At 65.2% G+C, this 7,204-nt stretch carries 5 protein-coding genes and 1 pseudogene; all 6 read left to right on the top strand.

What is annotated here, in order from left to right:
• Positions 1-36: 36 nt before the first annotated feature.
• Entirely contained in the window at positions 37-972 is a 936-nt protein-coding gene (locus WBF82_RS13820) for an SDR family NAD(P)-dependent oxidoreductase (protein ID WP_424383572.1), read from the top strand.
• Positions 965-2,182 (top strand): annotated as a pseudogene (locus WBF82_RS13815) (CaiB/BaiF CoA transferase family protein); the annotation flags it as partial. The gene WBF82_RS13820 and the pseudogene WBF82_RS13815, both read left to right, overlap by 8 nt.
• Before the next feature lie 5 nt (positions 2,183-2,187).
• Positions 2,188-3,894 carry a thiamine pyrophosphate-binding protein gene (locus WBF82_RS13810; protein ID WP_424383571.1) on the top strand — a complete coding sequence of 569 codons (1,707 nt, stop codon included), beginning with the start codon at positions 2,188-2,190 and terminating at the stop codon, positions 3,892-3,894.
• A 15-nt stretch (positions 3,895-3,909) separates the two neighbouring features.
• The gene (locus WBF82_RS13805; protein ID WP_424383570.1) at positions 3,910-5,331 is read left to right on the top strand and encodes an aldehyde dehydrogenase family protein; all 1,422 of its coding nucleotides are present in this window, start codon (positions 3,910-3,912) and stop codon (positions 5,329-5,331) included.
• Entirely contained in the window at positions 5,331-6,491 is a 1,161-nt protein-coding gene (locus tag WBF82_RS13800) for an NDMA-dependent alcohol dehydrogenase (RefSeq protein ID WP_424383569.1), read from the top strand. The genes WBF82_RS13805 and WBF82_RS13800 overlap by 1 nt, the downstream gene beginning before the upstream one ends.
• A 206-nt stretch (positions 6,492-6,697) precedes the next feature.
• A partial coding sequence (locus WBF82_RS13795; RefSeq protein WP_424383568.1) for an acyltransferase family protein occupies positions 6,698-7,204 on the top strand: 507 nt, incomplete at its 3' end.

Here is a 7,204-nt window from a genome sequence, read left to right as displayed (position 1 = left end):
GGGTGATCTGAATGGCCTGGTCCTAGGAATCTAGAGATGTCGGACCTGAGATTCGACGGCCGCATCGCCGTCATCACCGGCGGCGGTAGGGGACTGGGCCGCTCCTACGCCCTGTTGCTGGCCTCGCGGGGCGCGAAGGTCATCGTCAACGACCCCGGCGGCAGCCTCGCCGGCGAAGGTGTGGACTCCGCGGCGGCTGAGCAGGTGGCCGCCGATGTCACGGCGGCCGGAGGAGAAGCCACCGCGTGCACCGAGTCGGTCGCCACCCGAGAAGGCGGCGAGGCGATCATCCAGACCGCGCTCGAACGCTACGGTCGCCTCGACATCCTGATACACAACGCCGGCAATGTCCGCCCGGGCTCGCTGCGAGAGATGAGCTACGAGGATTTCGACGCCGTGCTCGACGTGCACCTGCGTGGCGCGTTCAACGTTGTGCGGCCCGCGTTTCCGGTCATGTGCGAGGCCGGTTACGGGCGGATCGTACTGACGTCCTCGATCGGCGGCCTGTACGGCACCCACGGCGTCGCCAACTATGCCGCCGCCAAGGCCGGCGTGATCGGGCTAGCCAACGTCGCGGCCCTCGAGGGTGCCGACAACGGGGTGAGATGCAACGTAATCGTTCCGGCCGCCGTGACACGAATGGCGGGCGGAATCGACACCTCGGCCTACCCTCCGATGGGCCCGGAGCTGGTTGCGCCCGTGGTGGGTTGGCTTGCGCACGAATCCTGTTCGGTGACGGGGGAGATGTTCATCGCGCTGGCGGGTAGGGTTGCCCGGGCGGTCGTTGCCGAAAGCCCGGGCGTGTGCCGGCCATCGTGGACGATCGAGGATGTCGGCAGCTACCTGGACGCCATTCGAAACATCGAGGCGCCGCTGGTTTTTCCGGTCGTGCCCGACGGCCACGGCCAGCACATCCGCTACAGCTTCGAACTTGCGCACCGTTCTAGCGATCGAGGTGCACTCCATGAGTAGCTCGACGCAGACGGGACCGCTCGCCGGTGTCCGGGTAATCGACCTCACCGCAATGGTGATGGGCCCATACTGCACGCAGATCATGGCCGACATGGGCGCCGACGTGATCAAAGTCGAACCGCCACAGGGCGATAACACCCGCTACATCTCGGTCGGTCCGGCGCCGGGCATGAGCGGGGTGTTCGTCAACGTCAACCGCGGCAAGCGCGGCATCGTGCTGGACCTGGACACCGACGCCGGAACGCGGGCCCTGCGCGGGCTGATCGAGACCGCGGACGTATTCATCCACTCGATGCGCGCCAAGGCGATCGCCAAGCTCGGCTTCGCCTACGGCGACGTCGCCGGCGTCAACCCGGCGATCATTTACACCAACTGCTACGGGTACGGGCGCCGCGGACCCAATCGCGACCGGCCCGCCTATGACGACACGATTCAGGCCGAATGCGGCCTGCCGGCGGTGCAGCAGCAATTGACCGGCGAGGCCGACTACGTCGGAACCATCATGGCCGACAAGGTCGCTGGGCTGACCGCGCTGTACGCGACCACCATGGCGCTGTTCCACCGCGAGCGCACCGGAGAGGGGCAGGAAGTCGAGGTCGCCATGTTCGAAACCATGGCCTCGTTCATGCTCGTCGAACACGCCAACGGCGCCCTGTTCGACCCTCCCCTGGGACCAGCGGTCTATCCGCGCACCGTGGCGCCCAACCGCCGTCCCTATCGCACCAGCGACGGCCACATCGCCGCGCTGATCTACAACGACAAGCACTGGAACGCTTTCATCAACGCCGTGCGGCCACCGTGGGCCAGTGAGCTGTATTCGACGCTGGAGAATCGGGCGCGCCAGATCGACACCGTCTACGGATTATTGGCCGAGACAATGAAACAGCGCTCGACGCACGAGTGGCTTGCGCTGTTCCGCGAACTCGAGATACCGGCCGCCCCACTGAACACGCCCGGCGCGCTGTTCGACGATCCGCATCTCAACGCCGCCGGCATGTTCGAGACGCTGGACACGCCGCACGGACCGGTCCGCTTTCCGGGCGTACCGACCTGGTTCTCTCGGACACCCGGTCGCGTCGCGGGGCCGGCACCCGAGCTCGGGGCCGACACTGCAGAAGTCCTCGCTGAAATTGGCACGCACAGACACAAAATCGTCCGAAATAGACTGCCAGAGAGCGATTTTGCGTCTGCTCGCGAAATCAAGGAGCTGTCAGGATGGGTGTGCCCGTTTACAAGCGCATTCTCGACCTGTTCGAGGCCGAGGGCGTCAATACGTTGTTCGGTATCCCGGACCCGAACTTCGTGCACATGTTCACGGAGGCCGACGCTCGCGGCTGGTCGGTGGTCGCACCGCATCACGAATTGAGCGCCGGATTCATGGCGGAGGCGGCGTCGCGGATGACGGGTAAGCCCGGCCTGTGCATCGGCACGCTGGGGCCCGGCATGGCCAACATGGCCGGAGCGATCCAGTGTGCCCTCGTGGAGAACTCACCGGTGATCTTCCTCGGCGGCCAGCGTGCCCGCATCACCGAACGCCGGGTCCGGCGCGGACGCATCCAGTTCGTGCAGCAGGAGCCCCTTGTCGCGGCGTCCGTCAAGTACAGCGCATCCATCGAGTACGCCGACCAGACTGATGAGATCATCCACGAGGCGATCCGACGTGCCATGTCGGGCACTCCCGGCCCGACCTACATCGAGTACCCTTCGCACGTCATCCTCGAGGAGCTCGAGGTGCCGGATCCGCTGCCGCCCAATCGGTACCGGCTCGTCGACCAGACCGCGGGCGAACGCGAGGTGGCCGAAGCGGCGAAGTTGATCCGCGCGGCGGAGTGCCCGATCCTGTTGGTCGGACACGGGGTCCACACGTCGCGCACCGGTGCGGCGGTCAGGGAACTGGCCGACCTCATGCGATGTCCGGTGATCCAGACGTCCGGCGGCACGTCGTTCATCGAAGGCCTCGAGGACCGTACCTTCGCCTACGGATTCTCGCCGGCGGCCGTTGAGGCGGTGGTGAAGTCCGATCTGTGCGTCGCGCTCGGCACGGAGCTCGGCGAACCGAGCCACTACGGCAGGACCCGCCACTGGGCGGAGAACGACGCAAAGCGCAAATGGGTTCTGGTGGAACAGGATCCGCTTGCGATCGGCGTCAACCGCCCCATTGATGTCCCGCTGGTCGGTAACCTTCGTGGGGTGGTGCCTCAGCTGGTGGAGGCGCTGCGTGACGATCCGAGAAAGGCATCGGTGGATCTCGACCGCTGGATCAAGGAGGACGCGGCGGAGCTGTCGCAGCTCGCCGAGAACGCGCCGACGGGCCGGACGCCGATACACCCGGCGCGGTTCGTCGTCGAGGCAACCAAGGCATTTCCGAAGGACGGCATCTTGGTCCGCGACGGCGGCGCGACCGTCATCTTCCAGTGGACCTACTCGCAGGCCAAACCGCGCGACGTCATCTGGAACCAGAACTTCGGCCATCTCGGCACCGGCTTGCCGTACGCGGTCGGAGCATCGGTCGCGGAGGGCGGTAAGCGGCCGGTGATGCTGCTGACCAGCGATTCGGCGTTCCTTTTCCACATCGCCGAGCTGGAAACCGCCGCGCGGCAAAAGCTTCCGCTGGTGTGTGTCGTGGGTGTCGACCACCAGTGGGGCCTCGAGGTGGGCGTCTACAAGCGCACCTTCGAGCAGCCGTCGCCGCAGCCCGGCGTGCACTGGAGTAAGGACGTCCGCCTCGACAAGGTCGCCGAGGGCTTCGGCTGCCACGGCGAGTACGTCGAGAAGGAGGACGAGATCGGCCCGGCGATCGGGCGGGCATACGCGAGCGGCAAGACCGCCGTCGTGCACGTTTGCATAGATCCGAAGGCCAACTCCGAGGAGATGCCCAAGTATGCCGAATTCCGCACCTGGTATGCAGAAGGCACGCAGTAAGAAAAGGATGGTGTCATGCGCGACTACCTGAAGTTCTACATCGATGGCCGCTGGGTCGACCCGGTGCGGCCCAATGCTTTTGACGTCGAGAATCCGGCGACCGAGCAGGTGTCCGGGAGGATCTCGCTCGGCTCGGCCGCCGATGTCGACGTGGCAGTCAACGCCGCGCGGCGCGCCTTCGCCGACTGGTCACAAACCAGCCGCGAACAGCGTCTTGCTCTGCTCGAGGCGATCCTCGCCGAATATCAAAAGCGTGCAGGAGATCTCGCCGATGCAGTCACCGAGGAAATCGGCGCGCCACCCTCGCTGGCCGCCGGCCCGCAGGTCCAACTCGGGCTCGGTCACCTGGTGGCGGCGATCGACGTGCTGAAGAACTTCCCCTTTTCCGAACAGCACGGGGCCACGCTGATCGCCAAGGAGCCGATAGGCGTCTGCGGGCTGATCACACCGTGGAACTGGCCGCTCAACCAGATCGCGGTCAAGGTATACCCGGCGCTGGCGGCGGGATGCACGATGATCCTGAAACCATCTGAGGTAGCCCCCTTCTCGGCCTACATTTTCACCGAGATTCTGGATGCCGCGGGCGTGCCGGCCGGTGTCTACAACCTCGTCAATGGCGACGGTGCCGGCGTCGGTGTGGCCTTGGCGAGCCATCCTGACATCGACATGGTGTCGTTTACCGGTTCCACGCGCGCCGGTGTCGACGTGGCCATGAATGCCGCTCCGACGGTGAAGCGGGTGACGCAGGAGCTCGGCGGCAAGAGCCCCAACATCGTCCTCGACGATGCAGGCTTTGCTGACAGCGTCCGCGCCGGCGTGGCCAGCATGATGCCGAATTCAGGACAGAGCTGTAACGCGCCGTCGCGCATGCTGATTCCGAATTCGCGTATGGCCGAGGCCATTACCATCGCGCAAGAAACCGCCGTGCAAGTAAAGGTGGGTGACCCCGATGATCGGGAGGCGATCGGGCCGGTGGCTTCGAAGGCGCAGTTCGACAAGGTCCAGCGCCTGATCCAGAAGGGGGTCAGCGAAGGCGCGACCGTCGTTGCGGGCGGTCCGGGCCGTCCAGCAGGGCTGGACAAGGGTTACTACGTCAGGCCGACCGTCTTCGCCGACGTCACCAACGACATGACGATCGCGCGCGAGGAGATCTTCGGGCCTGTGCTGTGCATTCTAGGCTATGACGACATCGATCAGGCCGTGGATATCGCCAACGACACCGATTACGGCCTGGCTGGTTATGTGTCCGGGGCCGACCTCGACAAAGCGCGTGAGGTGGCCCGCAAGATCCGGGCAGGCTGGGTGACGATCAATCATGCGTTCGACATGAACGCGGCGTTCGGCGGTTACAAGCACAGCGGCAACGGTCGGGAGTGGAGCGAATTCGGGTTCCACGAATATTTAGAGGTAAAGAGCACCTTGGGATACGCGCCCTAATGAAGTGTCGCGCCGCTGTGCTGCGCGGGGTCGGCGAGGACTGGGAGATCCGCGACGTGGAGCTCGACCCGCCACGCGACGGTGAAGTCCTGGTGCGCATGGCCGTTGCCGGCGTTTGCCACTCCGATGACCATCTGATCACCGGCGACGTGGTGCCAACCCCCGAGGTGCTGGCCGCGACCGGCATGCCCGCACCGGACTGGTTCCCTTTGCTCGGTGGTCACGAGGGTGCTGGTGTCGTCGAAGAGACCGGGCCGGGCGTGGCGACGGTTCGGCCCGGGGATCACGTGGCGATGTCCTTCATTCCCGCGTGCGGGAATTGCCGGTTTTGTGTCAACGGGCAGAGCTACATCTGCGATTCCGGCGCGAGCCTGTTCGTGCGAGAGATGCCCACCGACGGAACCTGCCGCCGGCATCTCGGCGACGAAAACCTCTTGGCCTATGGACAACTCGGCACTTTCGCGGAATATGCGGTGCTCACGGAAAGGTCTGTCATCAAGATCGACGATGCGATCCCGTTCCATGCCGCCGCACTCGTCTCGTGCGGTGTCAGCACCGGCTGGGGCTCGGCGACGGTCTCGGCAGGCACCGAGCCCGGCGACACCGTCGTCGTCATCGGAACCGGCGGTGTCGGAATGAACGCCCTGCAAGGAGCGCGTGCGGCCGGCGCAACCTATATCGTCGCGGTGGATCCGGTTGAGTACAAACGGGATTCTGCCAAGATCTTCGGCGCCACGCATGCCGTCACCTCCGCTGAGGAGGCGATACCGCTGGTGAAAGACATCACCGCGGGCGTGATGGCCGACCGCGTCATCTTGACTCCTGGGGTTCTGCACGTGGACTTGATCGCGTTGGCGATGACTCTGCTTCGCAAGGGCGGGACGTGCGTCGCCACCGGCATCACCCCGTACAGTGAGCCCCTGGTTCCGCTGATCCTGCAGGAGATGGTGCTCTCGGCCAAGCAACTCAAGGGAGTTCTTTATGGCGGGATGAATCCGCGCACTAGCGTGCCGAAGCTGTTGTCGATGTATCAGGCCGGCGTTGTGAAGCTCGACGAGCTGGTCACCCGCCACTACCAGCTGGACCAGATCAACGAGGCGTTCGCGGACCTGCGCGAAGGACGCAACATTCGCGGGATCATCGATTTCGCCGGCCTCTAAAGCCGAAATGACATCAGGCGCCGCCCATCGGAATTCGCCCACGGCACGGCGTAGCAGCATATTTCGGCTGCCGCAGCGTCGTGTCTTCCCCATGATGCGGTCTAGCCGCACCTAAACTGACGGGGATCAGCAGGGAGGGGCATCGACGTATCGGCGGCAACGACAGCACCGGCCAGGCGAGCGGTCGGAGCACTAAAGAGGTGAGTATGGGACCGGCCGGGGATTACCCCGCGCCGGTTCGCTGTGCTCGGCGACCCCGATGGGTAGCTCCGCCGCATGTGGTCCGGCTGGCCACCACCAGAAGTAGCGACGGTGGTGGACAATCAACGCGCCGTCCCGGCATTCCCGCGCTGGATGGTGTGCGCGCTGTGGCCGTCACGCTGGTGCTCGCCGATCACGGCGGCATTCCCGGGATGACGGGCGGATTCCTGGGCGTCGACGTGTTTTTCGTGCTCAGCGGTTTTCTGATCACATCGCTGCTGCTTGACGAACTCGGCCGAAGGGGCCGTATTGACCTGGGCGACTTCTGGATTCGGCGGGCCCGGCGGCTCCTCCCGGCAGTGGTGCTGATGGTGCTGACCGTGGCGGTTGGGCGGCAGTTCTTTTCACCCGAGGCCGTCGCCGGTTTGCGCGATGACGCCGTCGCCGCCTTCTTCTGGGTGGCCAACTGGATGTTTGTCGCAGACAAGACCGACTATTTCACCCGGGGCGCT

This window comes from Mycobacterium sp. (assembly GCF_049673265.1).
Lineage (GTDB): Bacteria > Actinomycetota > Actinomycetes > Mycobacteriales > Mycobacteriaceae > Mycobacterium.
This window is presented reverse-complemented; position numbering and strand designations above follow the sequence as displayed.

Bases quoted from the DNA above. Each gene is read 5' to 3' on its own strand.
- WBF82_RS13810 (WP_424383571.1), top strand. From the start codon at position 2,188: ATGGGTGTGCCCGTTTACAAGCGCATTCTCGACCTGTTCGAGGCCGAG.
- WBF82_RS13820 (WP_424383572.1), top strand. From the start codon at position 37: ATGTCGGACCTGAGATTCGACGGCCGCATCGCCGTCATCACCGGCGGC.
- WBF82_RS13800 (WP_424383569.1), top strand. From the start codon at position 5,331: ATGAAGTGTCGCGCCGCTGTGCTGCGCGGGGTCGGCGAGGACTGGGAG.
- WBF82_RS13805 (WP_424383570.1), top strand. From the start codon at position 3,910: ATGCGCGACTACCTGAAGTTCTACATCGATGGCCGCTGGGTCGACCCG.